Origin of the sequence: Stieleria neptunia, from assembly GCF_007754155.1 — a bacterium.
Classification (GTDB): domain Bacteria; phylum Planctomycetota; class Planctomycetia; order Pirellulales; family Pirellulaceae; genus Stieleria; species Stieleria neptunia.
The window spans coordinates 7,583,533-7,609,421 of sequence record NZ_CP037423.1 but is presented as its reverse complement, the minus strand read 5'-3'; the positions used below and the strand labels follow the sequence as shown (position 1 = coordinate 7,609,421).

Annotated in this window: 21 protein-coding genes; 13 read left to right on the top strand and 8 right to left on the bottom strand. The window is 60.0% G+C overall.

Going from position 1 to position 25,889, the window contains the following annotated elements; genetic code table 11:
* Positions 1–146: 146 nt before the first annotated feature.
* Positions 147–962 (top strand): HAD-IIB family hydrolase, encoded by an 816-nt coding sequence (locus Enr13x_RS26490; protein ID WP_145389944.1) that lies wholly within the window; start codon positions 147–149, stop codon positions 960–962.
* Here Enr13x_RS26490 and Enr13x_RS26485 read toward each other — a convergent pair.
* From Enr13x_RS26485 to Enr13x_RS26470, 4 genes are all read right to left on the bottom strand, one after another.
* On the bottom strand, positions 959–2,950 hold the full coding sequence (locus Enr13x_RS26485) for an amylosucrase (RefSeq protein WP_145389943.1): 1,992 nt from the start codon (positions 2,948–2,950) through the stop codon (positions 959–961). The genes Enr13x_RS26490 and Enr13x_RS26485 overlap by 4 nt on opposite strands.
* Entirely contained in the window at positions 2,934–5,165 is a 2,232-nt protein-coding gene (locus Enr13x_RS26480) for an HAD-IIB family hydrolase (protein ID WP_231743794.1), read from the bottom strand. Before Enr13x_RS26480 ends, Enr13x_RS26485 begins: the two co-directional genes overlap by 17 nt.
* Before the next feature lie 693 nt (positions 5,166–5,858).
* Complete coding sequence (locus Enr13x_RS26475) at positions 5,859–6,650, bottom strand: transglutaminase-like domain-containing protein (RefSeq protein ID WP_145389942.1); 792 nt, start codon at positions 6,648–6,650, stop codon at positions 5,859–5,861.
* A 4-nt stretch (positions 6,651–6,654) separates the two neighbouring features.
* Complete coding sequence (locus Enr13x_RS26470; RefSeq protein ID WP_145389941.1) at positions 6,655–7,443, bottom strand: Ntn hydrolase family protein; 789 nt, start codon at positions 7,441–7,443, stop codon at positions 6,655–6,657.
* Positions 7,444–7,834: 391 nt separating this feature from the next.
* Between Enr13x_RS26470 and Enr13x_RS26465 the strand changes: the two genes are divergently transcribed.
* The 6 genes from Enr13x_RS26465 (at position 7,835) to Enr13x_RS26440 (ending at position 13,420) form a co-directional block, all read left to right on the top strand.
* Positions 7,835–8,797 carry a hypothetical protein gene (locus Enr13x_RS26465; protein WP_145389940.1) on the top strand — a complete coding sequence of 321 codons (963 nt, stop codon included), beginning with the start codon at positions 7,835–7,837 and terminating at the stop codon, positions 8,795–8,797.
* Between the two features lie 212 nt (positions 8,798–9,009).
* Positions 9,010–9,966, top strand: coding sequence for a ribosome biogenesis GTPase YlqF (ylqF, locus tag Enr13x_RS26460; RefSeq protein ID WP_145389939.1), 957 nt, complete (start codon positions 9,010–9,012; stop codon positions 9,964–9,966).
* 295 nt (positions 9,967–10,261) lie between these two features.
* Positions 10,262–10,957: a RedB protein gene (locus tag Enr13x_RS26455; RefSeq protein WP_145389938.1), complete on the top strand. Its 696-nt coding sequence runs from the start codon at positions 10,262–10,264 to the stop codon at positions 10,955–10,957.
* Positions 10,942–12,432, top strand: a complete 1,491-nt coding sequence (locus tag Enr13x_RS26450) for a sensor histidine kinase (RefSeq protein WP_145389937.1) — start codon at positions 10,942–10,944, stop codon at positions 12,430–12,432. Before Enr13x_RS26455 ends, Enr13x_RS26450 begins: the two co-directional genes overlap by 16 nt.
* 36 nt (positions 12,433–12,468) lie before the next feature.
* On the top strand, positions 12,469–12,939 hold the full coding sequence (locus Enr13x_RS26445; protein ID WP_197455375.1) for a response regulator: 471 nt from the start codon (positions 12,469–12,471) through the stop codon (positions 12,937–12,939).
* A gap of 40 nt (positions 12,940–12,979) precedes the next feature.
* The gene (locus Enr13x_RS26440; RefSeq protein WP_197455374.1) at positions 12,980–13,420 is read left to right on the top strand and encodes a response regulator; all 441 of its coding nucleotides are present in this window, start codon (positions 12,980–12,982) and stop codon (positions 13,418–13,420) included.
* Between the two features lie 6 nt (positions 13,421–13,426).
* On the opposite strand, the gene Enr13x_RS26435 is transcribed toward Enr13x_RS26440, so the two are convergent.
* From Enr13x_RS26435 to Enr13x_RS26430, 3 genes are all read right to left on the bottom strand, one after another.
* Entirely contained in the window at positions 13,427–13,909 is a 483-nt protein-coding gene (locus tag Enr13x_RS26435; protein WP_145389934.1) for a nucleoside deaminase, read from the bottom strand.
* 62 nt (positions 13,910–13,971) lie between these two features.
* A complete protein-coding gene (locus Enr13x_RS38255) occupies positions 13,972–14,139 on the bottom strand; it encodes a hypothetical protein (RefSeq protein WP_197455373.1) in 168 nt (55 codons plus the stop codon).
* 239 nt (positions 14,140–14,378) lie between these two features.
* Positions 14,379–15,308, bottom strand: a complete 930-nt coding sequence (locus Enr13x_RS26430; RefSeq protein WP_197455372.1) for a response regulator — start codon at positions 15,306–15,308, stop codon at positions 14,379–14,381.
* A 447-nt stretch (positions 15,309–15,755) separates the two neighbouring features.
* On the opposite strand from Enr13x_RS26430, the gene Enr13x_RS26425 reads away from it, so the two are divergent.
* The 5 genes from Enr13x_RS26425 to Enr13x_RS26405 all read left to right on the top strand — a co-directional run bounded on the left by Enr13x_RS26425 (position 15,756) and on the right by Enr13x_RS26405 (position 21,943).
* Complete coding sequence (locus Enr13x_RS26425; protein ID WP_145389932.1) at positions 15,756–16,562, top strand: YceI family protein; 807 nt, start codon at positions 15,756–15,758, stop codon at positions 16,560–16,562.
* Positions 16,559–17,437: a methyltransferase domain-containing protein gene (locus tag Enr13x_RS26420; RefSeq protein WP_145389931.1), complete on the top strand. Its 879-nt coding sequence runs from the start codon at positions 16,559–16,561 to the stop codon at positions 17,435–17,437. The genes Enr13x_RS26425 and Enr13x_RS26420 overlap by 4 nt, the downstream gene beginning before the upstream one ends.
* A gap of 96 nt (positions 17,438–17,533) precedes the next feature.
* Positions 17,534–18,400, top strand: a complete 867-nt coding sequence (locus Enr13x_RS26415) for a methyltransferase family protein (RefSeq protein ID WP_197455371.1) — start codon at positions 17,534–17,536, stop codon at positions 18,398–18,400.
* 1 nt (position 18,401) lies between these two features.
* A complete protein-coding gene (locus Enr13x_RS26410; RefSeq protein WP_145389929.1) occupies positions 18,402–20,771 on the top strand; it encodes an efflux RND transporter permease subunit in 2,370 nt (789 codons plus the stop codon).
* Entirely contained in the window at positions 20,768–21,943 is a 1,176-nt protein-coding gene (locus Enr13x_RS26405) for a type III polyketide synthase (protein ID WP_145389928.1), read from the top strand. Before Enr13x_RS26410 ends, Enr13x_RS26405 begins: the two co-directional genes overlap by 4 nt.
* A gap of 54 nt (positions 21,944–21,997) precedes the next feature.
* On the opposite strand, the gene Enr13x_RS26400 is transcribed toward Enr13x_RS26405, so the two are convergent.
* Complete coding sequence (locus Enr13x_RS26400; protein WP_145389927.1) at positions 21,998–22,333, bottom strand: Rieske (2Fe-2S) protein; 336 nt, start codon at positions 22,331–22,333, stop codon at positions 21,998–22,000.
* Positions 22,334–22,696: 363 nt separating this feature from the next.
* Between Enr13x_RS26400 and Enr13x_RS26395 the strand changes: the two genes are divergently transcribed.
* Positions 22,697–25,507, top strand: a complete 2,811-nt coding sequence (locus Enr13x_RS26395) for a M16 family metallopeptidase (protein WP_231743793.1) — start codon at positions 22,697–22,699, stop codon at positions 25,505–25,507.
* Positions 25,508–25,889: the final 382 nt, after the last annotated feature.

Here is a 25,889-nt window from a genome sequence, read left to right as displayed (position 1 = left end):
GGTGGTCGCGCTGATGTATCACCTTACAATTGGCACCGCGTTTGCTACTCGGGGAACCTGCTGTTGAGCTCGTGTCGTGATTCGGCCTTTTCGACGATCAACTAGCACGCCGCGAGGTTTCCCAGAGATCCACACCCACCATCCCCATGAATTTGAACACAAACTTGACCGTCACGACGCTCGCCACCGATTTGGATGGAACGTTGATTCCGGTTCACGAAACACCCCAGCAGCGCGCGGCGGTCAAGCATTTGGGCAGCCTGGTCGAAGAACATTCTTTGCAGCTGATTTTTGTCACGGGGCGCTCCTTCGCGTTGACGTTCGAAGCGATCACGCAATTCGACTTGCCGCATCCGGCTTCGATCCTGTGCGACGTCGGGTCCACGATGTGGCATCGCCGCGGGGACGGCAGCTACGAGCCTGATCGCGATTACGAACAGGCGTTGTTGGATCGGATGGGACGCTGGACGAACGCGAGCATTCAATCCGCGCTGTGCGAGCGTGTCGAATGGCTGACGCCCCAAGATCCGCGGCAACAGACGCCACTGAAATGCAGTTTCGACTTTCCACACCGCGCCCTTTCGGCGGTTCGCGAGTCGGTCGCGATGTGGATCGTCGAGTTCGATTGTCCGCTGGCGTTCACCATCAGCCGCGATCCGGAAACCGGTGACGGCTTGCTGGACATCTTACCGATCGACGTCAACAAGGGTTCGGCGATCCATTGGTGGGCCACACGTCGATCGATCGATCCCGCATCGATCGTGTTCGCCGGGGATTCCGGTAACGACACCGCGGCGATGACCAGTGGAGTCCGCGCCGTGCTGGTGGGGAACGCGGACGAGCAATTGCGTGGCGAAACCAAGGACGCGATGCGCGATCAACAATGGCTGTACTTGGCCGACGGGATCGGCCCGGAAGGTGTCCGAGACGGATTGATGTATCACCTCGGCCGCCGCGGCTAAATCCGTTTCAGCCACAACAGCTCGTACGGCTGCAGCAAGACGGGTTCGGCGGTCCCGTATTCGACATCGTTGAGCAGGTTTTTGAAGAACCGACCGAGTCCGGCGGTCCGCAATCGATTGGCGTCCAAGACCTGGGCGTGTTCGGTGAAGTTCGCCACCACGACCACGTTGGATGCTTCGTTGGAGCGGACATATCCGAGCAGGTGATGGTTCCCGGTCGGAAACAGACTCATCTCCTGGCCGGCGAACGCCAGCGTGCGTTTTCGGATCGCGATCATCGATTGCAGCGAACGGAAGATGCGTCGGCGAATCGAATCGCGTCCGGATTCGTCATCCAACTCCTCCAGGTACTCCCACTTCATCCGCGGTCGGTGAATCCAGCGGGAATCGCCGGCCTTGGCCGGGTCGGCGGTGAAGGAATAATCGTTCAACATGCCCCATTCTTCGCCCATGTACAACAAGGGGATTCCGCCGATGCTGAGCGTGACGCCGTGCAGCAGCATCATCCGTCGAATCGCAAGCTCTTTGCCTTCCTCGTCTTCTTGTTCGATCGCCCGTTCCAAGCCGGCCAGCGACGCCATCGTGCCCGAGATCCGCATGTCGCCGGTCTCGTGGTTGTGTTGGAACGGAACGCCCCGGGCGAAGGAACCTTCGAACTGGCCCGAATAGAATTGGTTGAGAAAGTTTCGATGGTCGTAGGCGTTGATTCCGATCGACGCCGCATCGTCATCATCGAACGTCCAGCCGATGTCATCGTGGCAGCGCAGGTAATTGACCCAGGACGTCCCCGCGGGTAACGAGAATCGTCGCGAGAGGGTTCGCACCAACAGATCGGTTCGCCGGGTCGCCAAGGATTCCCACAGCAGCGCCATCAAGGTCGGATTGTAGGAAACCTGGCATTCATTCTTGTCGATGTATTTGACGACTTCATCGGGGTGCACGATCGCTTCGGATTTAAACACCAGCGCCGGCGCGGCCAAACGCACCAGGCGATTGAACGCGCGGATGACCGAGTGTGCCTGGGGCAGGTTCTCGCAACTGGTTCCCATCTGTTTCCAGATAAAGGCCACCGCGTCGAGACGCAGAAAGTCGACGCCCAAGTTGGCGATGAACAGCATCTCATCGAGCATCGCTCGAAAGACGGCGGGATTGCTGTAGTTCAGATCCCACTGAAAGCTGTTGAACGTGGTCCAGACCCAGCGTCCCATGCCGTCGTGCCAGGTGAAGTTGCCGCGGCGAACGGTCGGAAAGATCTCGCGGAGGTTGCGTTCGTATTGCTCCGGCACCGTTCGATCGGCGAACGTGTAATAGAACTCCCGGTACTCCCGTTGCCCGGCCTGGGCCCGCTGCGCCCACTCGTGATCGTCCGACGTGTGGTTGAACACAAAATCCAACACCAAGCTGATGCCGGCTTCGCGCAGGTCATCGGCCAACAGCTTCAAATCCTCCACCGTTCCCAGGCTCGGTGCGATCGTGCGGTAGTTGCTGATCGCATAGCCGCCGTCGTTGTTTCCCGGACGGACCGCAAACAACGGCATCAGGTGCAAATAGGTCAGCCCCAAATCTTTGAAGTAGCCGACGTGCTCCCGCAAGCGGCTCAGGTTGTCGCTGAACAGGTCGACGTAGAGTGCGCCGCCGATCACGTTTTGGGACTGAAACCAATCCGGCTCGATCACCCGATGCCGATCGATTTCACACAGATCATCGCTGCGCTCGGCGAAGGCCAGGGCGCAGGTCAACAGCACCTGTTCGAGATGATAGAAAAAATCGTAGCGTCCGCTGTAGAGCTCGTGCAGCTGGGCGAACAACGGTCGCCACTGCTCTTGCAAACGCGACTCAAAGATCTTCTGTCGTTCGTCCGATATCGCATACTGTTCCCAAACCTGCTCCAACCGCGGCTTCAGCCGTTGCAGTGATAGATCGGCCTGAAATGAAAGCTCATCAAGCTCTGCCTGGGTTTCCGTACCGTAGTCAATCAATCCGATCATTGGGAATTACGATTTTGTCCAAAAAGTTGTAGTACTCGATGCCTTCCAAGATTCCGCCCGCGTGCGGAGTGTTTGCGAAATAAATACGCGGTCGTTTTTTCAATCGATCAAGCTCACGGCTGTGATTGGCGACGACGACACCCAGCGTTCGCCCCAGCAACATGCCGGCATCGTTGCCCGAATCGCCGGCGACCAAGACGTGATCCGGCTGGAAGCCCCATTTCCAGAGCACATGCCGCATCGACAAATCGCTGCCGCCCCGGACCGGGATTACATCCAAAAACATCCCCAGGGACAACACCACCTTAGCCCTCAGTCCGGCTTCTCGCAGTTTCTTTTTGACGTTTGTGACCGTGATTTTACTCGGGTCCATCTCGAAGCTGACTTTGAAGTCGGATTGTCGGTCGTCCGACTGCGGGGTCAACCCTTCCAGATCGGTCAAACAGTCCAGAATCCCGTCCCGATCCCAGGCATAGCCGATCGATTTCTGCCACGTCCGGTCAGGGGTCATCGCCTCCCCGTAGTGCAGCTGCGTGCCCGCGTCGGTATCGATCAGATCCGGTTGCGGCAATCCGAGCGACTCGATCAATTCCAAGGCGCTGTCGAGCCGCCGTCCGGTCGCGATACCGAAACCGATGTGATCGTTCTCGCGGATCAGGTCCGCAAATCGTGCCAAGGCCTCGTCGTCGCCGGTCAGTGTGTTGTCCAAATCGGTGATGATCATGCGATCAAATTGCGGCAGTTTGCGTTCCGGCCGGTTCACCGCACTGGGGTAGGTTGCCCGCTCGAGAATCTCGTTCACGTCGCGGAGATAACGCGAGGCGTGGTTGCTCCATGCGTAGTGCTTGCGCGTTCCGGCGATCCCCGCCTGGGAGAATTTTTGCCAGACGTCTTCCTCGGTCAAAACCCGCAACAACGCCCGTTCGATCTCGCCCGCGTCGAGCGGATCGATCAGCAGCCCGTTTTCACAATTGGAAATAATGTCCCGCGGTCCGCCATCGTTGGTGGCGACGATCGGCACCCCGGTCGCACCGGCTTCCAACAGGGTCAGCCCGAACGGCTCGGTCAGGGCGGGGTTGATGAAGACGCCCTTGGACTGCGCCGCCATCCGGTACAGATCGGGCACGTCGGAGGGGCGATGTGATTTCGGATACGCCACCTTGCCGTACAGGTCGTACTGGTCGATCAAATGCAAGATGTTCGTGATGATCGCCTGTTGCCCCCGGGGAAGCTCCCGCAAATCGTCCCGGGTCCCCAGGATCAACACCAGATTCGCGACCTTCTGCAGTTCCTCGCTTTCACCGTAGACCTTGACCAGCATCTCCAAGTTCTTGCGCTCGTCCGGGCGCGCCATCGTCAAGATCATCGGCTTGTCGGGCTCGCGCAGAAATGGCTCGAGCGCCTGGTCGATTTCCGGTTGATGATTCGGGTCGGCCAGCGGGGAAAAATGGGACAGATCAACGCCGGGCGGGATCACCTCCATCCGCGCCGGGACGTAATGATCGTACAGCTCGTATTGCTGTTTCACTTCCTGGTTCGTGCTGGTGACCACCATCGCGGCCGTTTCCAACGCCGTCTCTTCGGCCTCGATCCGCTGCGTGAACTTGTACTTCTTTTCCAGAGTCTCGGGATTCGTTTTGCCGACGCTCAACCGCTGACGCTTCACCCGGCCGAGTGAGTGACCGGTGAACACGTAGGGCAGGTGCAGCAACTGGGCCAAGTGCGCACCGGCGATACCGGCGTCGGCGTAGTGGCCGTGAATCAGATCCGGTATCCCGTGGCGTTTGAAATAGGCGAGCGTCTGATCAATGAACATCTCGATGTAGGGCCACAGCGATTCTTTCTTCAGATAACGCTTGGGGCCGAAGGGGATCCGCACGATTTTCGCGCATTCCCCGATCGGCTCTTCCAGGACCGAATAATCCTCCGAGACCTTGGGGTCGATGATCTGCCGGGTCAACAATTGCACCTGACGCACGTTCGCCCGCGAACCCAGCTCGCGAGCGAGTTCCAAGACGTATTTGACTTGGCCGCCGGTGTCGGCGTCGCAGCCGAGTTCGGGGTCGGTGCCGCGGATCAGCCCGTGCAAGCTGATCAAGCAGATGTTCAATTCGCCGGCCGCCTCAGCGTTCAAACTCTCGCTGGGCGGCGCCAGCACCTGAGGAATCGTGTCATTGGGTTGGGGGTGGTTTTCAGATTCGATGATCGAGCTCATTGATTCTTGGATCCGTGTCAGTGGCCGGGCAGACAGCCCGCCCGTGGTAGGTGCAAACAACGCCCCTACGAGTGGCAATTGATATGCCAATGAGAATCGCGGCGGCGTCACACGCCCTTAGGCGTCGGTAAGGTGATTTAGGTCGATCAAGCCGGACTGACCGCCGCCGGTTTGGGGGCCTCCCCCGCGGCCGTGGCCTGAAATGCAAACCCGTTCTCGCGGCGCTTCACTTGGCTGCATCGAAGACCCTGAGAGGCAAACACGCGTCGTGAATGCTCGGCCGCTGCCTTGCCGGCGGTGCGAATCCGCCAACTATGTGTTCCGGTCGTCGTGACGACAATTTGAGGCGTTTTAATAATTTTCCTTTTGGTTGAGGGCACAATCAATCTTCTCCGGCCAGAGACATTCCGCCGGTGAGCGGTTTGGGCTCGCGATGGGGCGATCCCCGCCAGCCTGGTCGATTATCGACCAGTGCGGTCGGTCTCCGTCCACCGCCGCGTCCGCTCTTCAATCGCCAACAGAGAGTGGGGCAGGCATACACCTCTCGCCCCACGAATCACGGGATGGAAGCCTTTGCGACGGACTTCCGCATCAACCGCATCAGCGGGAAACAAACGGAGACGGCGAATCGATGACATCGTCTGACCGATCTGGTCTCAAACAAGGTGCAACTGTCATTCCAAACCGGCCGGATCACTCCGGCAAGAACACCGCGCTAACGGTTTTAGACGTCAATCCCGCGTCGCCGGTGATCGTCGCAAAGGGGACATCGGCGGCGTCGCGACCGGTCGCGATGCGGACCAGTCCGTCGACGGGGGCGAGTCGGGTGGGATCAAAAAAGTACCACTGACCGCTCAGGAACACCTCCATGAATCCATGGAAATCGGGCGGCTGCAACTGGGCGGCGTAGCCCGAAACGTAGCGCGCCGGCACCCCGATGCCCCGGCACAACGCGATCGCCAAATGGGCGTAGTCGCGGCAGACCCCGGTCCGTTGCAAGACCACGTCCGCGGCCGTGGTCATCACGCCGGTGCTGCCCGGCGTGTAATCGAGATGCTCGTTGACCCAATCACAGATCGCTTGGACCCGCAGCAGCCCGGGTTGAACCTGACCAAATTCTTCAAACGCGAATCGGCCCAGCAGATCGCTTTCGCAGTAGCGGCTCGGGTTCAGGTAGGGCAACACCTCCATCGGCAGGCTGCCCACATTGGATTCGGCAACGTTGCCCAGATCGGTCGACTGGGCAACCGAGACGACCTCGGCTTCGTATTGGATCGTCAGTTGGCAGGGTTGCACGGAGAGACGCTGCATCGTGTTCCCCTCCAAGCCGACCTCCAGCGTTTCCATCTGCATCTCCGGTTGCACCACCAGACGCTCATTGCGAACCTCTTGCCGTTCGGTGCGAGCGGCGGCGATTTTGAACAGCATGTTGGTCGGCTGACGAACGTCATATTCCAGTTGGCTTTCAACTTTGATGGTCGGCATGGCACTATTGAGTTTGATTTTGATCTTGGTTGTTCAGATTCACCGCGCCCGAGGGGCCGGCAGAATCAAAAGTGGTAGAATTGAGCAATGGGTCCGCCCACGACATCGGCAATTGCCCGAGGATGTCCTTCAACCCCTGTGCCCAGTTGTCTGTCGTTTCGGCGAGATCCGACTGGGTCAAACGTCGATAGACGGGAAGACGGCTCTGTGTTGAAATCACGGCCACGTCAATCGGATAGCCGACGTCGGTGACACTCGCTCGCGTCGCATCGAAGGCCAGGAAGGCGAGCGCCAACGCCGCCCGCAAGGGAGTCTCAAACGTCAGCAGGCGATCCACGATGGGTTTGCCGTAATAGGTGCGTCCGATCATGAAGTAAGGCGAATCGATCGCGCATTCGACCCAATTCCCTTCGGGATAGATGTAGAACAACTGGGGCCGCTGATCGGCGGGCAAACAACCGCCGATGATCGCGTGCAGGTTGAACGAGTGCCCGGTGGTGGACAGCGAGGGGCCGTCTTCCTCTTTCACCCGGCGGAGCTGTTGGCCGAACAGGTTCGCAAATTGATACAGCCGATCCTGCGTCTGGCCGCCCCCACGCAAGGATTCTTCGACGTAGACCAGCGTCTTGTCGCGGACCGATCGCAGTCCACTGGTCATCGTGAACAAGGCGCTGTTGCCGTGTTGGAACGCAGCCAGCTTTTGTTTGTTGACCTGCTCGCTGCCGCGAACGATGCGGGTGTCCGCCAGGGCGATGATCCCTTCGCGGACTTGGATTCCGATGCAGAATGTCAAGGTTCTTTCAGTTCGTCGTTGGATGATAATGGTGGATCGAGATCGATCTCGCACCCGCAGTGCAAGCGTTGTGCCGAACGGTCGAAGCCGCTGATCATCCAGCATCTTTGCCGCCCTGGCAATGACTTTGGCGACGCGACGCACCCTCCAGCCGCGAAATCCACACGGCCCCCGCAGCGGCGCGGGCGGTGGATTTCATCGCGGTCCCGCAATCAACGTGATGAGGTTCGCCCAAGCGCGGAGGGGAGTGGCGCCGCGTTGCCCCTTGCTGATGCGTGCGGGATTCCAGCAACAGGCCGGGTGGGGGCCTGCGATCGTGTATCCTTTCAGTCGGCGGGAATCTCGCCGATCGAGCTGCACCCCCCCAATCCAATCAACCCGGAACTGACCGATGCACCCTTTCCTTGACCGACGACGATTCGCCATCGGCGGCGGGGCGCTGATCAGTGGACTGCTGCTGGCCGATGATCGCCAAGCCGCTGCGGAAGAACGCAGCCTGACCGAAAAGCGTCTGGTGCGGTTGGGGCTCAACGCCCTCGCGCGAGCGCCGGAAATGAACTACTTTGCCGACGGCCACCGCGGCGCCTCGATGATTTCGGCGCACCTGATGTGCGTCGACAATGGATTCGACGATGCGGCTGCCGGCAGGATCGTCCAACTGTTCGACCTCAATTGGGCGCCGTCAAAACTGTGTGAACCGTTCCCCGATCGAGACCCCGTCGCCGACGCGGTCGGTCAGGTCGGCAAGGCGTTGGCCGAAGGCGGCGGGGTGCTGCGCGAAGTCGGCCACGACGCCATCTTTGCGATGCACGCGATCAAAGCGTTTCGTCTGCTGCCGGAGACCGCCACGCCCGAGCGGGTTGCCGGAATCTGCAACCTGATCAAAGCCTTCAAGCCCTGGCGCGACATCCAACCGGACGACGCCGTCGATCCGCCACCGTTCGTCGATTCGCAGGCGGCATCGCGATTTATCCTCCAAGAAGCCAGCGATGCGATCGATCGATTCGTCGGCTATGGACAAGGGTTTGCCGGACACATGCTGACGTTCGGTCAGTCGCTCGTTGAACTCGCCGCGATGGGGGACGTGGAATGGGCCGAGAGCTGTCGCACCGCGTTTCGAAAATACGTGACGGTCACGCGGATGGGACCTCAGCCGGGCGACCGCAAGATCAAGGATCACCCGCTCAGTCCGCTGCGCCCCCGAGACGCCGAATACTGGCAAAAACGAGGCGACAAAACCTTGGGCATCGGCCACGTGTTCAAATACCCCTACGGCTACTACGACCTGCTGGCGCGGGCCAATGATCCCGAATTGGCGAGCCGCTTGGACGCCAAGGCCTACCATCTGTTTTAGTCCCGGTCCGCGTCAACCTTTCGACTCGGCTTTTGGCGAGACGGGGATGGCAGAATGATCCGGGGCAGAATGATCCGGGGCGATCTCGACAATCCGTTGACGGGTTTTACCCTTTTTCGAGGCCTTGGGGTTAGCAGAACGGCATTCAGCGGCGACACTACAGGACGCTTTGTCGTTTTCCATTTCCCGTCCCACGCCCCAGCGAGCGTCCCATGTCCATCCAGTGGTTTCCGGGCCACATGCATAAAGCTCGGCTTGAAATGCAAGCGACGCTGCCCAAAGTGGACGTGGTCATCGAGATCCTCGATGCGCGGATTCCGTATTCCAGCGAGAACCCGTTGTTGGCCGAACTGCGCGGCGACAAACCGTGCCTGAAGGTGTTGGCCAAGAGCGACCTGGCCGATGACGCGATGACGGCGACCTGGCAGGCTTACTTCGAGCAAACCGTCGGCGTCCGCAGCCATGCGGTCACCACCGACGACGTGCCGACCATTCGACGATTGAAACCGATCGCGACCCAGATGGTGCCCCACCGCAGCGGTCGAACCGTGACCGCGATGATCATGGGCATCCCCAATGTCGGTAAATCGACGATCATCAATTATTTGGCCGGTCGAAAGATCGCCAAGACGGGCAACACCCCCGCGGTCACCAAGCAACAACAACGCGTCAGTATCGGTGACGGCGTCACGCTGCTGGACACACCGGGGATGCTCTGGCCGAACGTGCTCAACCCCAACAGCGGCTACCGCTTGGCGCTGCTGGGAACGATCAAGGAGACGGCGATGGAGTATGCCGACATCGGCTTCTTCGCCGCCCGCTACATGCTGGCCGAATACCCGGACTTGCTGACCGAGCGTTACGACTTGGACAGCAAGCCGACGACGGAATTGGAAGCCATCGAAGCGATCGGACGCAAGCGGGGCTGTCTGGGCAAAAATAATCTTGTCGACATCGATCGCGCCTCGCGGATTCTGGTGACGGAATTCCGCTCGGGCGCCTTCGGCCGTTTGACGCTGGAAACGCCCAAGATCATGGCGCGTGAGAAAACTCAAACCGCCGTGCTGGCCGCCGAGAAAGCGGAAAAGGACGCCGCCAAAGACGCCAAACGCAAGAAACGATTTCGCGATCAACAGCGCGCCAAACGAAAAGCACGCGAACGACGCTGAGCCGCGACCGCAGATGTCGCACCTGAGATGATCACGCTGATTTCGAAACATCGACTAAAACGACAGCCCGCGAGCCCTCCGGTGTTTCGGCAAAGATGAGGAACCGGTGGGCTCGCGCCCTGCCGCTAAAACTTCAAGAATCGCAGAGGAAAAAGTGCTTCACTGCGTTACCGTCAGGGGGAATTGGTCCTGAGGGGAATCCTTCCTTTGCCGGGTTTGCAAACGCCCCCGCATCAATCGCGGTCTACGCTCCCCACAATGGCTAGAGACTGCCTTTGCCCCGGCGAACGATTTGATGCTCCAGAGACCTCCCGACAACCGCGACGACCCTGCCGGCCAGGGGACGGCGTTTGACCACGTGTCGCGTTTCCCTCGCGGATGGGCGATCCCCGCGCTGGTGATCGCCTGGGGCGTGGTGGTGGCTGCCGGATTGGGCATCGTCTGGCAATACGAACACGCCGCCGGGCCGCTGCACGCCGCGCCGGATCGATGGCCGGTCGCCTCGAACATTGAACGTTCACCGGAGCGTTGGACGCTGGTTCTGTTCGCCCATCCGAAATGCCCCTGCACTCGGGCCACTCTCGGCGAACTGGCTCGAATCATGACTCGATCTGCGGACCGCGTGCAGGCATCGGCGTTGTTCGTCAAACCCCCGGCCTGCTCGCTGGAACCGGGCTGGGAGGTCTCCGAACTTTGGCAGGCCGCCGAACAGATTCCGGGCCTCAGCGTGCGTGCCGACCCCGGCGGCGTCGAAGCGAATCGATTTGCGGCGGCGATCTCGGGATTGGTCTTGTTGTACGACCCGACCGGCCAATTGAAATTCCGCGGCGGCATCACGGCCTCGCGCGGACACAGCGGCGACAACCTTGGGCGATCCACGATTGTCCAATTACTGAACCAAGGCTCCGGCGACGTGGACAGCACCAAGGTCTACGGTTGCGAACTCGGCACCCTCCTCAAGGAGACCCCTGCGTCATGTCATCAACAGTAGCTGCCACGCCGGACGCAGGCGACTGCGGCCGTAGGGACGAGTTGTTGCGAGAACAACAACAGCTCATTCATGTCCGCACCGATCGACTGTTCGCGGCGTTGATGACCATTCAGTGGGTCGCCGGGATCGTGGCGGCGTTGTGGATTTCGCCGCGGACCTGGTCGGGCGCGATGAGCGAAACCCACGTGCACGTGTGGGCCGCGATCCTGCTGGGCGGGGTCATCACCGCCCTGCCCGTCCTGCTGGCCTGGAAGCGACCGGGACGGGTGGTGACACGACACATCATCGCGGTCAGCCAAATGCTCACCTCGGCGTTGTTGATCCATTTAACCGGCGGACGCATCGAAACGCATTTCCACATCTTCGGTTCACTCGCGTTCCTGGCCTGCTATCGCGACTGGCGGATCCTGTGCACCGCAACGATGGTCGTTGTCGCCGATCATGGGCTACGCGGTTGGCTGTGGCCCGAATCGGTCTATGGTGTGATCGGCGGCGCGCCGCTCCGTTTGATCGAACACGCCGGGTGGGTCGTTTTCGAAAACCTCTTTTTGATCGTCACGATCCGACAAAGCCTGGCCGATATGTCACGCAATGCCTGCAACCAGGCCCAGTTGGAATCGACGAATTCACGTATCGAGGCCGAGGTCAATCGACGGACCGAAGAACTCCGCGAGTCGATGGAAGAGACGGCGCGAGCGAGCCGCCAATTGGTGCACGCCAACAAGACGCTCGAAGAGCAAAACAAAGAACTCGATCAGTTCACGTACATTGCCAGCCATGACCTCCAAGAACCCGTTCGAAAACTGGTCTCTTTCAGCCGCTTGCTGGAACAAGACATCGACGGTGACTTGAACGAAGACGCCCAACGCGACTTGCAATTCATCGTCGATGCCGCCAAACGGATGCGCAATCTGGTGCAGGCGCTGCTGGAATTGTCCCGTGTGGGGCGGTCGGCAATGAAGCACGAACCGGTTGATCTGGAACAGTGCGTCGATGACGCCCTCGATTCCCTTGAACTGCGAATCAAGGAGACCGGTGCCGTGATCACAAGGGATGAGTTCCCGACCGTCATCGGCGACCAAACCATGCTGACACAGCTGTACCAAAACCTGGTCAGCAACGCCCTAAAATTCACCGACGAACGGTCTCCCGAAATTCAAATCTCCGTGACACGAAACGATGATCACTGGATACTCGGCGTCCGCGACAACGGGATCGGCATGAAGCCCGAATACGCGGAGCGAATCTTCCAGCCGTTTCAACGATTGCACAACCGTGGCGAGTACGAGGGAACTGGCATCGGACTGTCGATCTGCAAGAAAACGGTGCAGCGACATGCCGGCGAGATCTGGGTGGAATCCGAGCCGGGCCAAGGCGCCCATTTTCGATTCCGATTGCCGATCGCCGAGCCGGTTGCGGAACAACCGGCGCCGACCGAATCGAAAGAAAAAGAAGCTGAACTGGCGATGTGCTAGATCCCCCTCCCGCTCCTCCACTCCACTGGAACCCTGATGAACGACCAACCCCAACGCCGAAAACCAGCCGTGATTCTCTTGGTCGAAGACGACCCCGGCGATCAAGAACTGACACGCCGCGCGCTCAAACACGAATCGATCCATGTCGATCTGAGAATCGCCAACGACGGTGTGCAGGCGATGGAGTACTTGAGCCGACAAGGGGAGTTTGAAGATCCAGCCTCCTCCCCGGCTCCGGATCTGATTCTGCTGGACTTGAACATGCCCAAGCGGAACGGACGCGAGGTGCTTGGGGACCTCAAAGAGGACGAGCGTTTGTCACGCATCCCCGTCGTCGTGCTGACGACCAGCGAACAGGAAGCGGACATCCTTCGCAGCTATGACCTGGGATGCAATTCCTACATCCAAAAACCGGTCGACATCGATCAGTTCACCGAATCCGTTCGCCGACTCGGCACGTACTGGTTTGGCGTCGTCACCCTGCCCTCGACAAGTGTCCCCGTTTGAACCCCACCGCCAACCACTCCCCGACGCCGGTCCGATCCACATGGTCCACACCTTCCACGACGCAGCCAAGCTTCTTCTTGTCGAAGACGATGACGTCGACGCGTTGCTTTTTCAACGGACACTCGCCAAGTGCACCGGTTGCTACGAACTGGAGGTCTGTGCCACCTTGGATTCAGCGATCGAGTGGATCCTGAGCCACGATTGCGATGTCGTGTTGCTCGACTATTCGCTACCCGATTCCTTCGGGATCGAAGGCCTCCGTAAATTGCAATCTCGATTCGCCGATTTGCCGATCATCATGTTGACCGGGTTGGACGATCCGAAAGCTTCCCTGGATGCGCGGGAAAGCGGCGCCCAAGACTACATCGTGAAAGGACAGTTTCATTCCGCCGAGTTGGACCAAACACTGCTCAGGGCGATCCAAAGTGGATGCGGTGACCGACCCGGCGGACCGCGATCAATGGCTTCGCAGTCGCTTTGAAGCATCTTAGGGGCGGGCGGTAAACAATGCACGGCACTCTTGCCGGAGCACACCTGGAAAGACCGCGATCTTGTCGTCACTGCGATCAAAGATTTGACGGCTTGGTAGCTGCAGCTCCGAAAACCCCGCCTCCCGTGCGTCTTCCACCGAGGCGCCATAGACGACGTGACGCAAGCCCGCAAAGACGGCTGCCGTGGCACACATCGGACAGGGCTCACAGGTCGCAAACAACCAGCAACCCGGCAGCGTTCGCTGACCCGTCAAACGACACGCCAACCGGATCGCGAACACTTCCGCATGGGCGGTCGGATCCAACATCTCCCTGACCTGGTTGTGCTCCGCAACGACCAATTCACCCTGGTTCGTAAAGATCGCTGCACCGAAGGGAGCTTGGCCGGCGAATACTCCATGACGCGCCGCGTCGAGCGCCGCACGCATCCCCGCGCAGCGTCCTTCGTCGGTTTGAAGTGTGTTGTCGCTGGCGGGCATAGGGGAGACGCCGGAAAGACGGAAGACGGAGCGAGGGGACGTAAACGTTGTCCGCACGCGAATTAACGAAACATCCCAATCAGCAGGGCAAAGGCGAGCGCCGCCAGCAGGAGCATCCCCAAGTAGGAAAGTGCCACCAACAGGAACGGGCTCGAGGGAGCCTTCTTGCTCAGCGGTGCGTCTCGATTGGAAGTGTCAGTCGAATCGTGGGTCTTGGTGGTTGAATTCATCGGAAAGCTTGCGGAAGCGTGTTCAAGTAATGGGACCGAAAAGAAGTGGTCCCGTCAGGCGTTTCCAACGGCCGCAGCAATCATGCCAAACACGTTCAGGCCCGCGGAACCGCCGTGCATAGCGTACGGCCGAGTCAACTGGCGTTCGCCACTGGTCAACCGGGCTCCAGACTGTTCAACAAACGACCAGTGTCAAACGAGGTGTTTGCGATCGCGTGGTCCTGCCCAAACGCGAAGGATCAAGCGTCCGCCGCGGGCTGTGCGTTGGGGCGGAGATCTTTTAATGTCATCCGCAATTCGCTTCCCGTCTCGTTGAACAAGACTTCGTCCATGAAGGTTCGGATCAGGAGCAGCCCGCGACCGGATTCCTCGTTGATCCGGTCTTCGGCAGATTGGGGCCAGACGTTTTCGACGTCAAACCCCGATCCGCTGTCACCGACGACCAGTTGGGCTCGGCTGCGATTGAAATCGGCGGCCACGTGGATTTTTCGACCGGCATAGGGCTGCTGATTGCGACGCTCTTCCACGATCGCTGACGTCTTGCCTTCATGCAGCAGATTGCGAATTTCGGTCAATTTGTTCGGCGGGACTTCCAGATTGCCGTGCAACATCGCGTTCAAGAGAGCTTCTTCTAACGCGATCCCGATGTGCATGCGCTGCGTCGCCGAACAGAGCTGCATCGCGATCATGCCCTGCTGGATGCGATCAATGATCGGAGAGATCAAGGTGGGGTCATTGTCGAGCACGAATCGGTAACGCGTGTTGGTGGTCAGCTGGACGACACGCTCGTCATAGTGATCGGCGTCACGCACTGCCAACACTTGTTCGACGGTTTCCAGCAAGCTCTCGGCGAGCTGCTGTTTGGGGACAAAACTGGCGGCGCCGTGACGCAACGCCTTGAGTGCAATTTCGGAGTCGTCTTCTCCGGTCACCAGAATGACCGGCACTTCGGGAAAGGATTCCGCCATGTGCGAGACCAGTTGCAGCCCATCCATCTCCGGCATGTTCAGGTCGGTCACCACGACGTCGGGCAAGGCATAGGTGACCATGTCCACCGCCTCGACTCCATTCTTGGCTTGGGAGACCAGCCAATCCACATCGGTGCTGAGCAGCCCTTTCATCAACAGACGATCAACGTCCGAATCGTCCACGACTAAAATGATCGGCATCAGAACCACCCGCGTTTTTGCGTGCAAGAGAAGTGTCAGCAGGACCGAAGCTAGCATCTTAGCTGGCGCAATTCCAGTTCGGCGCCGTCTTCCGATGCTGAAACAATGAACTTAATCATTGCGACGTGTTCTCGCCTGCAGTCCCACCCCGGTTCGCCGCAAGTGCAAAAATCTATCCATGCCGTGGGCAAAGAGTGTCCAGCTTTGCTGACCGAGTGGGCAGCCCCCGCGATGATGAAGCGCGTCGACCCGCACGCTTTCCGCCAAATCATGCGGTTGGAACGACGCCGGCCCGTTTGCCGATGGATTCCCCGCCTTTGGCACGAGACGTGCAACTATTAGAAGATTCGTAGAAACGTTTCGCCGGCCTGGGTTCAGTGTTTCCATCGACGGCCTGCGGGCGAAGCCTCTCGGGACGGCCTCCTTCGACAGTCAAAGGACTCTGACATGATTCATCTTTCCGATTCTCGGCATCCGTTGCAGCGGCATGCTTCACGACGACAAGCGCTTGGATACCTCGCCGCCGGTACGCTGCTCGCGTCATTACCATCGCCGGGCTCCCGTTGCGATGCCGGGGACAGCACTCCGCCTGTCACACGACCGGGAGCCGTGCAAACCCAAGCGAGTCGGGTGTACGTGTTTGTGGACAAGACCGGGCTGGGGCATCAACACGGTGTCGAGGCCAAACTTTCGGCCAGCAGCTTGGTGTTGGGGGCTTCGCAAAACGCGGGCAAGTTGGTGTTTGACATGAAATCGTTCAGCGCCGACACCGCAGCGGCGCGAAAGTACGTGGGGTTGGGCGGCAGCACCGATGCTTCCACGCGCGGGGCGGTCAACACGAACATGCGGGGACCGGCGGTGCTGGACGTCGCCCGATATCCGACCGCCACGTTCGAGGTCACCTCCGCCACGGCAACCGGCCAGACCAGCTCGCGCGGGTTGCCCACGTATCAGTTGAAAGGAAACTTTACACTCCACGGCGTGACACGTCCCCTGGCGTTCTCGGCCGACGTCGAGCAGCGCAGCGGATGGTTGCACGTGCGTGGTCGTTTTTCCATTAACCAAACGTCGTTCGGTATCCAACCGTACTCCAAAGCCTTTGGTGCGATCGGTGTGACCGACCGACTGACGATCTTTGGCGATCTCTATGTCGCTCCGACCGACCAGGTTGCGATGGCGGACATCCCATCGAGCAAGCCATCCCGTTCTCGACTGACCATCCACACCGACACACCCGACCCAGGAAAACAATGATCGCCGTTGACGGAGTCAAGAAAGACTCCATCCGCAGCCACTACCAACTCGGCACGCTGTTTTACCGACTGCTGTGGGGGCCTCACATTCATCATGGACTGTGGGACGACGACGCGCCGGATCACCAAACGTCGGCTTATCAAGCCCAATGCCAATTGACCGACGCCCTTGCCGATCTGGCAACCATCAGGTCGACGGATCGGCTGGTGGATATCGGCTGTGGGATGGGCGGCTCGGCGATTCGGCTGGCCAAAGGTCGCGGCTGCGACGTCACCGGCGTCACGCTCAGCCCGGTGCAGCGGAATTGGGCGGCATTCTCCTCTCGCGTCAATCGGGTGGCCGGCCAGACACGGTTCTTGGCCGAGGACGCCGAGCGCGTCGTGTTTCAACCCGCCAGTTTTGACGTCGTCTGGTCGGTCGAATGCACCGAGCATCTGTTCGACAAACCCGAATTTTTTCGCCGCGCCGCCGAATGGCTTCGCCCCGGAGGACGGATTGCGATTTGCGTGTGGTTCGAGGGTGAAGACACGACGCGCTCCGGGCATCGCAAACAATGCGAAGAGGTTTGTGAACGTTTCGTCTGTCCGTCCCTGGCCACACGCAGCGACTACGCCGAGTGGATGGTCCAAAACGGATTGGAGATTCGACACAACGTCGATTGGACCCCTCGGGTGACCCGCACCTGGGAAATCTGCAAACGACGGGTGCAGCAGACCGGCATTCGGCATCTCGCCCGTCTTCTGGATCGGGAACAAGTCGACTTCATTGACGGTTTCGATGCATTGCTAGAAGCCTATCGAAGCGGTGCGATGCAGTACGGCGCGATCGTCGCGGAAAAACCGAATCCCTGCCCCACAGGCAACCCCAACGAATAAACGAGTCCGCGTCACATCGTCGATCTCGTTTCCTCCGCTTGCAAACTTTCAACCCATAGACCCTCAACCCCCTTTGATCATGGCATGGATGCAACAATGACACGGCCATCCGCCGGCGCCGGCGGCAATCGCGAAATCAAGTCCCACGCCCGCCACCGGTCGCTTCGCCGTGCGATCGGGATGCTGTACGGATTTGGGAACCAGATTCTGTTTCTGGCCACCGTCTGGTACCTGTTCTGGTTCTTGCGTGACGGTTCGATCCGTCCATCGCAGGGAGATTGGATCGTGCGTGATTGCGGACTGGCGTTGTTGTTCGCCATCGGGCACAGCGTGATGCTGGTCCCCGCGACACGAAAATACCTGACGCGGTGGATCCCCCAGCCGTTTTACGACAGCACGTTTTGCGTCGTCACCTGCGTCAGCCTGCTGGCCCTGTTCATCGGATGGCACACCAGCGAAACGGTGGTTTGGCAAGTCACCGGTTGGAGGTCGACGGTGATCCGCGGCGGCTTTTACTTCTGCTGGGCAGCGCTTCTCTATTCGCTCGCATTGACCGGGCTGGGCTACCAGAATGGCTGGACACCGTTTTATCACTGGCTGCGGCAAAAACCCGCTCCCCGTCGGGAATTCCAACCGCGTGGGGCGTACAAGTTGATTCGCCACCCCGTCTATCTCAGCTTCTTGGGTCTGGTCTGGTTGACTCCTACGATGACGCTGGACCATGCCGCGCTGACGGCGATCTGGACGGGTTACATTTTTTACGGCAGCTTTCTGAAGGACCGACGTTTGACGCGTTTCATCGGCCAGCCGTACCAAGACTACCAGGCCAAGGTGCCGGGGTTTCCGCTGTTTCCCGGTGGACCGCTGGGGCGGAGCATTGAGTCGCGTCCGTCCAGCCGAACGCCGCATCGGACGACCGCTCAAGCCGATTCGCAAATCGGCCACGAAAGCAAGGCGGCCTAGCGTGATCCATCCCTCGGCACGCACTGGCGAAGCGGCACACACTGGCGAAGCGGCATGCACTGGCGAAGCGGCATGCACTGGCGAAGCGGCATGCAAGAGTCGCAAACGATTCCTGCTGATCGTCCTTTATTTGACCATCGCGTTGCCCTGGATTGCGATCGGTGCACAGCGTGCGTTGACCGAGAGTGCCAATTCACCGCTCGATTGGGTCGACGACGATTTCGAACCGCGCCACGCCTACGATCGATATAGCAGCGTATTCGGAACGGCCGACGCTGTCATCCTCAGCTGGCCGGGTTGCACCTTGGGTGAATCGCGACTGGACCGCTTGACCACGGCGCTGCGGACCGCCCCCGCGTTTGTCGATGGCGACCAACCGTTGTTTCACAACGTGACGTCCGGACGCGAGCAGATGGACGTGATGACGCGTCCCCCAATGTCACTGTCGGCCGCCGAAGCCGTCGACCGATTGTCGGGATCACTGATCGGCCCCGATGGCGAAACGACTTGCGTGGTGATCGGTTTTACCGAGCAAGCGCTCCAGCAGCGTGCCCGCCTGGTGCCGTTGATTCGAAACGCCGTGACCCGGCACTGCCAAGTCCCGCCGCAGTCACAGCATTTGGCAGGCCCGATCATGGACGGCTACGAGGTCGATCGGGCGACCCGCTACACGCTCGATGTTCTCGCCCCGCTTTCCGCCGCGGTCGTGCTGGTGGTCGGCTCTCTGTGTGTCGGCTCGGCCGGCGGCGCCTTGTTGGTGTTTCTGCTCTCGCTGATCTGTCAGGGGATGACGCTGGCGATCGTGCATTTCGGAGGCGGCACGATGACGGCGCTGATGGCCGTGCTTGGGCCGCTGATCCAGGTGCTCGCCATCGCCGGTGGCATTCACTTTGTCAATTACTACTTCGATTCCCAAGCGAGCACCGAGAACCACTCCGGCGCGTTGGCAAGGGCGTTCCGGTTGGCTTGGCTGCCATGTCTGCTGGCCGCCGCCACAACAGCGATCGGGCTCGGTTCGCTAGGCGTCAGTGGGTTGGTGGCGGTGCGCGAGTTCGGTTTGTATGCCGCGATCGGTGTGGCGTTGACGGCCGGGCTGTTGTTGACCCTGCTGCCCGGTTTCTGTCAGTGGTTTCCGATCGCTCGACCAGGCCGATTGGACGTGAACGAGACCGGTGCGATCTGGTGCGTATTGACCAACCGCTTGGAACGTTCGGCCGGTTGGGTCAGCGGCGCGGCGTTGGTGTTGATGATCGTCCTGGGCATCGGGGTCTCGCGATTAAATGCTTCGGTCCGAATCGAAACGCTGTTTGCCGGCAACAGTCGACTGATCCACGACTACGCCTGGTTGGAAGCCAATGTGGGCGCCCTCGTTCCCATCGAGATCGTGGCGACGATCGCCCCCGATCCGCCCGCAGATTCCGATCCGCTCCTGGTGCTGCGACGAATCGAGGACAAACTCGCGACCATTGACCAGGTCGGCGCCGTGGTTTCTCCGCTGACGTTTCTGCCATCCGATTCGGTCTCCGGTGAGCCGGTTCACCACGCGCATCGAATCGCGCTCGCCGAGTCCTTGGGACAACGTTTTAACTACTGCGCCACCGATTCGGGTGGCACACACCGCTGGCGCATCACCGCTTATGTCAGCGCACTGGGAGAGAACGACTATGTTCAAATCATGCAGTCGGTCGACGCCGCGGTTGCGGCGGAAAGCGACATCAATCTCCAAGTCTCGGGGCTGATGCCGCTGGTGCACGAGATTCAGCAGCAACTGCTCGACGACCTGTTTTACAGCTTTCTGACGGCATTCGGATTGATCGCGGTCGTGATGACGATCGTGCAAGCGGGGGTCCTTCCCGGTCTGCTTTCGATGATCCCGAATGTCTTTCCCGCGCTGACGTTGTTCGGGATTCTGGGCTGGATCGGCCGCCCCCTGGACATCGGCACGATGATGACGGCCAGCGTCGCGATGGGCATTGCGGTCGACGACACACTCCACTTCTTGACGTTCTATCAGCGAGAACTGGAAACGGGGGCGACGCGAGCGAATGCCGTGCTTGCGTCGTATCAACACTGCGGCCGCGCGATGATGCAAACGACCGCCATTTGCGGAAGCGGTCTGGGATTGTTCGCGTTGAGCAGTTTTGTGCCGACGGTGGGATTTGCCTGGATGAGCGTGCTGTTGCTGACAGCCGCACTGGTTGGTGATTTGATCGTTTTGCCCGCCGTCTTACTCAGCCCGTTGGGGAAGGGATCGGCGATTGCCCCTGGGAGCGAGCCGGCGTGTCAAGTAAAACGAAGTGTCGTGACGGGACGAACCGATCGGATGAACCCGGCATCCGATCAACCTACGATGAATCGAATTGAAACATGAGCATGATCATTGACGGCCTCGGCACGGCGACGCCGGCTCATGGCATTTCCCAGAATTCCGCCGCGGAAATCGCACAAACCCTGTGTTGCGACAACGCCAAACAAGCGCGGTTGCTGTCACTGCTGTACCAGCGATCCGGGGTGCGCTATCGTTATAGTGTTGCGCTGGAATCATCCGAGCCACGGTTCGATTCAGCCGCCGCGCAAACCGCGGACATCGGCACGAGGGATGTTCGTGTTCGGGCGGCGACCGAACCTGCCGCCATGACACAACCGGTGCGACAAACGTTCTTTCCGCCCGCGTCGAGCCCCGAGGACTGCGGCCCGACGACCGCACAACGGATGGAACTGTACGAGCGCCACGCCGGCCGCTTGGGTTCCGAATCGGTCCTGCAAGCGTTGGATCGATCTTCGTTCAACGCCGGTGACATCGATCACTTGATCACGATTTCCTGCACCGGGTTTTACGCCCCGGGGCTGGACGTTTCCATCATCAAGCAGTGCGGGCTCGCCCCGTCTGTCGGCCGCACGCACATCGGCTTCATGGGATGTCACGGCGCCTTGAACGGGCTTCGTGTCGCGGAGTCGCTGGCGGCATCGAATCCCGAGATGCGGATTCTGATGTGCGCCGTTGAATTATGTACGCTGCATCAACAATACGGATGGCACCCCGAGCGTGTGGTTTCCAACGCCCTGTTCGCCGATGGCGCCGCCGCGCTGGTCGCCTGCACGTCGGCGCCATCCTCGCGGGGCCCGAAAGTGATCGCGACCGGATCGACCATTCTGCCCGACAGCGAAGATCTGATGGGCTGGCGGATCGGGGATCACGGTTTTGAAATGACGCTCTCGCCGCGCGTGCCGACGACCATCGAGCGGACGTTGGAACCCTGGCTGAAGGATTGGCTTGGAAAGCATCGATTGACGATCGGCGACATCCGCGGCTGGGCGATTCATCCCGGCGGCCCCAAGATTTTGCAGGCCTGTGGCGACGCGTTGCAATTTCGCCGCGGAGAACTCTCGGTCTCGCAAAACGTTCTGGCCGAGTATGGGAACATGTCCTCCCCGACCGTGCTGTTTATCCTGCAGCGGCTGTTGCAAGCCCCCGAATCGTTGCCCTGCGTGATGCTCGGTTTCGGCCCCGGCCTGTCGATCGAGGCCGCTTTGGTCGGTTGAGCGTGGTGGCAGGCCGCAAGCGGCACGTCGAACCATCATGGGGTGCGCGGGGGCTTAGACCTGGACTTCGACGCGTCCGTTTCGTTCGCGGATGGGGAAGGTGCGTTGGAGCGGCTGGCGGTTGACGGTCTGGATTCCGGTGGCCAATTCGTATTGCCAGCCGTGCCAGGGACAGGTCACACAGGTCTTGCCGGCATCGGTTTTTGAGAGTTCGCCCTTGGCGACCGGCCCGCCTTGATGGGCACACAAGCCGTCGAGCGCGTACAGCGAATCGGCGTCGCGGAAGAGGGCGATCACGTGCTCTCCGACCACGACTTCCATCGCCTGGCCGGCGGAAAGATCAGCGGCACTGGCCACATCGATCCAATCGTTCGGTGATTCTGATTCCATTATTTTTTCCCTTGGGGGTGCGGCCCCCGTCGATGAACGCCCGGCAGCGACTCTGACGCCAAGCGAGGTGATTTTGAGCCGCGACCGGACGGCTCGCGGGCTGTCGAATTTGTGAGCCGCGACGCGTAAGCGGCCGGGCATCCAGGCGCCCGCCCGAGGCCTTACGGCCAGCGGCTCACCATTGCCTCGACCAATCCCACTCAAACGACAGTCCGCGAGCCCTCCGGTCGTTTCGTTGCCGCGGCGACCCGATGCTGCCCCAGCTATGTCCGGGCGGTGCCTGCGATACAATACCGGCACTGACACTTCAATGCGATCGCGACAAGCCGGTCCCACGAAAACTGGAAAAGACGGAGTTTGAAAGTGAAGCGAATCCTCAGCCCCATGGCCGCGTCCTGTGTTGTCGCACTGTCCCTGCTGTCTGTCCCGGCAGTCGGGCAAGAAAGTGCGCCCGCTGAAACGTCCGCCGAAACCAACGAAAATGACGGTGATCAATCACCCAAGGAACTGATGAAAGTCACCGAAATCGAAGGCATCTCAGAATACAAGCTCGAAAATGGTGTGCGAGTGCTGCTGTTTCCCGACGACAGCAAGGAAGTCGTGACGGTCAATATGACGGTCTTTGTCGGATCCCGCCACGAGGGCTACGGCGAAGCCGGCATGGCGCACCTGCTGGAGCACATGTTGTTCAAGGGCACCCCGGCGCACCCGGCGATCCCCAAGGATCTGACCGAACGGGGGGCAAACTTCAATGGCACGACGTGGGTCGACCGCACGAATTACTACGAGACCTTGCCGGCCGGCGAAGACAATTTGCGGTTCGCCTTGGAGCTGGAAGCCGATCGATTGATGAACAGCTTCATCAAGGGCGAAGACTTGGAAAGCGAAATGACGGTGGTTCGCAACGAGTTTGAGCGTGGTGAAAACTCGCCATTTCGAGTCCTGATGCAGCGGATCCAGTCGGCGGCCTACGATTGGCACAACTATGGTCAATCGACGATCGGCAACCGCAGCGACATCGAACGCGTGCCGGTGGTCAACCTGCGCCGCTTTTATCGCAAGTACTATCGCCCCGACAACATTCTGCTGATCGTTGCCGGAAAGTTTGACGCGGCCCAAGCGATCGAAATGATCGGCGATTCCTTTGGCGGGCTGATCGCGCCGGACATCCCGATCGACCCGACCTACACCACCGAGCCGCCCCAGGATGGCGAACGAACCGTCGTGCTGCGACGCGTCGGCGACGTGCAACTGGCCGGAGCCGCCTATCACATCCCCTCGGGCAGCCACCCCGACTTCGCCGCCGTCAAAGCACTTTCGATCGTGCTGGGGGACGAGCCCAGTGGCAGACTTTACAAGAACCTGGTCGAAACCAAGATCGCCAGCAACGTGTACTCGTTGGCCTATGCGTTTGCCGAACCGGGATTGCTGATGGCGATCGCCGAGGTCCCGGAAGACCACTCGATCGAAGAAGCACGCGTGCAATTGATCTCGATCTTGGAGGATTCGTTCGAAGAAAACCCGATCACCGAACAAGAGGTCGAACGCGCCAAGCAGCAAATTCTCAAACAACGCGAACTCGAAGCGGCCAATACCGACAAACTGGCCGTCTCGCTCAGCGAATGGGCCGCACAAGGCGACTGGCGGCTGTACTTTCTGTTCCGCGACATCGTTGAACAGCTCAATGCGGAAAAGGTCCAAGCGGCCGCCCAGAAGTACCTGGTCCGAAACAATCGCACGGTGGGGCTATTCATCCCCAGTGATGACGCCCAACGTGTTCAAATCCCCGAGTCGCCCGATCTGCTGGCCAAGCTGAAGGACTACAAGGGCCGCGAAGTGATTCAGGCTGGCGAGCAATTCGATCCCGACCCCATGAAGATCGAAGAGCGGACGCTGCGTGGAACGCTCGACAATGGAATCCAATACGCCCTGTTGCCCAAGCAGACGCGCGGGGGATCGGTTTCCTTGTACCTGACGCTTCGTTTCGGAACCGCCGAAACGATGATCGATCGCCTGGGCGCGGTCGAATTGCTCGGCATCTTGATGGCCCGCGGCACCGAATCGCTCGATTACCAGGCCCTCCAAGACGAACTGACACGACTGCGTGCCGACATGCAGCTCTACAGTACTCCCGGCTTGCTGCAGCTGTCCCTCAAGACCAAGCGTGAGTACCTGACCGATGTGATCGCACTGATTGGCGATGTCCTGCGTCATCCGCGGCTCAGCGGCGAAGAACTGGAGGTGATCAAGCGCCAGGTCGTCACCGGATTGCAGCAGAGCGCCAGCGAGCCGACTGCGGTGGCTGCCCGAGCGGTCAAGCGGGCGGTTTCGCCCTACGGCAAAGGTGACATTCGATACGTGCAAACGTTGGACGAAGAAATCGAGATGTATCAGTCCGTGACGATCCAGCAGGTCCAGTCGCTGTTCAACGAGCTGGTCGGTGGAAACGTCGGCGAGCTGTCCGTCGTGGGCGATTTCGATGTCGATGAAGTGAAGTCACAGGTCCACGGCATGCTTGCCGGCTGGGAATCCGACGTTCCGTACGTCCGCGTCGATCGCCCGGCCAACTCCGACGCGGAAGGATCACTTGCGACGATCAACACGCCGGACAAGGCCAATGCGTTCTTCTACTCGTCGCTGCAGATGGATCTGGCCGACACCGACTCGGCCTACGCGCCACTGGTGCTGGGCAACTTCATCCTGGGCGGTGGGGGACTCAGTAGCCGCCTGGCCGATCGCGTCCGGCAACAAGAAGGCCTGTCGTACACGGTGCGAAGCGGCTTGAGCGCCCGGGCCAAAGACGACCGGGTTGATTTGACGATCTACGCGATCACGAATCCGGAAAACAAAGACCGTTTGATGGAAGTGATGCAGGAAGAGATCGAACGCTTGCGCACCGACGGCGTGACGGAAGACGAATTGGCCAAGGCCAAGTCGGCCTACTTGCAAGCCGAGCGGGTCCGCCGAGCCAACGACGGATCGTTGGCCAGTGAATTGATCCAGACGATGTTCTTGGATCGCACCATGAAAGCGGCCGCCGAACACGACGAGCGGATCGAATCGGCCAGCGTCGAAAGCGTCAATGACGCGATTCGCAACTACATCGACTGGGACCAGTTGGTGAAGGCGGTCGCGGGCGATTTCGAAGCGAAAGCGAAGGAAGAGCTGGAGTAGAAGCCGGCTGCCGGCTCACATCTCTGGGCATCGTGCCGTTTTCGCGTGCGGGCTTTGGGCGATGCCCAAGGCGAGGGTGGTCAACGGCCGTTGGACGTCGAATCTTTTGCTGCAGTTTTTGGCAACCCATTTAGTTTCTCTCCCTCTGGGAGAGACGGCGTTTACGCAGCAAGCAAACGCAAGAGAGGGCCGGCGGCTTGCAAAGGTCTTGGCGCCTACCGCTACGATCAACTCCGTCACTGATGCAATTGACGCCCCTTGGCCGTATTCATCCACTCAGGTCAGTCCTGACACGCAACGATGTATCGACCGTGATGCCATCCTGGGAGAGTCAAACGCAGCGAAGCGAGGGTTTGCTTTGTTGCTTGGGGGCGCCCCATCA